This window comes from Corallococcus sp. CA041A (assembly GCF_003612075.1).
Taxonomy (GTDB): Bacteria; Myxococcota; Myxococcia; order Myxococcales; family Myxococcaceae; genus Corallococcus; species Corallococcus exiguus.
The window spans coordinates 1-2,130 of the sequence record NZ_RAWF01000507.1 but is presented as its reverse complement, the minus strand read 5'-3'; the positions used below and the strand labels follow the sequence as shown (position 1 = coordinate 2,130).

Sequence of the window (2,130 nt, the reverse complement as noted above, 5' to 3'; positions counted from 1 at the left end):
CCCCTGTTCCCCGTGCCGAGCGCCTTGTCCCCACCCTGCGCAACCTGTTCGAGGAGCTGAGCGGCCTGGAGCTGGCCGACGCGGATCCGGGCGCGAGCTTCCTGGAGCTGGGGCTGGACTCGCTGGTGCTCACGCAGGCGGCGCTCGCGGTGCAGAAGCAGTTCGGCGTGAAGGTGACGTTCCGGCAGCTGTTGGAAGAGGTCGCGTCGCTGGGACAGCTCGCCGCGTACCTCGACGGCCGCATGCCGCCCGAGGCCGCGCCCGCCCCGGTGGCCGCCGCGCCGGCCGCGCAGATGACCGCGAACATCCTCGGACAGCCGCAGGCCGCTCCGTCCGCGGGCACCGCGTTCCCGGCGCAGGGGGCTCCGGCTGTCGCTGCCATCCCCGCGCAGTTCGCCTCCGCCGGTGCCGCGTTCCAGGCCCAGGCGATGGCCGCGCCCGCCGGGAGCCTTCAGGCGGTCGTCGCGCAGCAGCTCTGGCTGATGACCCAGCAGCTCGCGCTCCTGTCCGGCCAGCCCGCGCAGGCCGTGGCCCCGCAGGCCTTCGCCCAGGCTCCCGCCGCGCAGCCGCAGGCCCAGCAGGCCCCCGCCGCGCAGCCGCAGGCCGCCCAGCCCGCCGCTCCCGCTCCGGCCGCCGCGGCGGATGAGGCCGACCTCAAGGGCCCGGTGAAGTACGACGTGAAGAAGGCCTTCGGCGCCATCGCGCGCATCAGCCTGGCGCCGAAGGACGCGCTCACGCCCCGCCAGCAGACGTTCCTGGAGGACTTCACCCGCCGCTACAACGCGAAGACGCAGGGCTCCAAGCGCTACGCCCAGGACAACCGGAACCAGCTGTCGGATCCGCGCGTGGTGACGGGCTTCCGCCCGCTGCTCAAGGAGCTCATCTACCCGCTGGCCGTGAACCGCTCCAAGGGCTCCAAGCTCTGGGACATGGACGGTAACGAGTACCTGGACGCGCTCAACGGCTTCGGGTCCGTGCTGTTCGGACACGCGCCGGACTTCATCACCCAGGCCGTGCACAAGCAGGTGGACGACGGCTACGAGCTGGGGCCCATGCACCCGCTGGCCGGCGAGGTCGCGAAGCTCGTCTGTGAATTCACGGGCGCGGACCGCGCGGCGCTCTGTAACACCGGCTCCGAGGCGGTGATGGGCGCGATGCGCATCGCCCGCACCGTCACGGGCCGCAGCACCATCGCCATCTTCAGCGGCAGCTACCACGGCATCTTCGACGAGGTGCTGGTGCGCGGCACCAAGAGCCTGCGCACCGTGCCGGCCGCCCCGGGCATCATGGCGGGCGCGGTGCAGGACGTGCTGGTGCTGGACTACGGCACGCCGGAGTCGCTCGAGATCCTGCGCGCCCGCGCGGACTCGCTGGCCGCCATCATGGTGGAGCCCGTGCAGAGCCGCCGCCCGGACTTCCAGCCGCGCGAGTTCCTGCACCAGCTGCGCGACCTCACCCAGAAGTCCGGCTCCGTCTACATCTTCGACGAGGTCATCACCGGCTTCCGCATGCACCCGGGCGGCGCCCAGTCCATCTTCGGCGTGCAGGCGGACGTGGCCACCTACGGCAAGGTCGTGGGCGGAGGCATGCCCATTGGCGTCATCGCGGGCAAGCGCCCCTTCATGGACGCGCTGGACGGCGGCCACTGGCAGTTCGGCGACGACTCCGTGCCCACGGTGGGCGTGACGTACTTCGCGGGCACGTTCGTGCGTCACCCGCTGGCGCTCGCCGCCGCGAAGGCCGCGCTGGAGCACATGAAGGCCGCGGGCCCGGAGCTGCAGCGCAGCGTGAGCGCCAAGGCGGACACGCTCGCCACCACGCTCAACGCGTTCTTCGACGAGGTGGGCGCTCCGCTGCGCATCAAGCACTTCGGGTCGCTGTGGAAGACGTTCGTCACGGCGGACGCCGCGAACGCGGACCTGCTGTTCTGCCTGCTGCGCGACAAGGGCATCCACATCTGGGATGGCTTCCCGTGCTTCTTCACCACGGCGCACTCGGACGCGGACCTGCAGCGCCTCATCACCGCGTTCCAGGACAGCGTCACGGAGCTGCAGGACGCGGGCTTCCTGCCCGGCACGGCCCGCGCCCAGACGCAGGCCCCCGCCGCCTTCGATTCCAACCAGCCCCCCG

At 72.0% G+C, this 2,130-nt stretch carries 1 protein-coding gene; it reads left to right on the top strand.

The genetic code is table 11. From position 1 onward, the window contains the following. Positions 1–2,130 (top strand): aminotransferase class III-fold pyridoxal phosphate-dependent enzyme (locus D7V77_RS41710; RefSeq protein ID WP_120581695.1); only part of this gene is annotated, 2,130 nt, incomplete at both ends.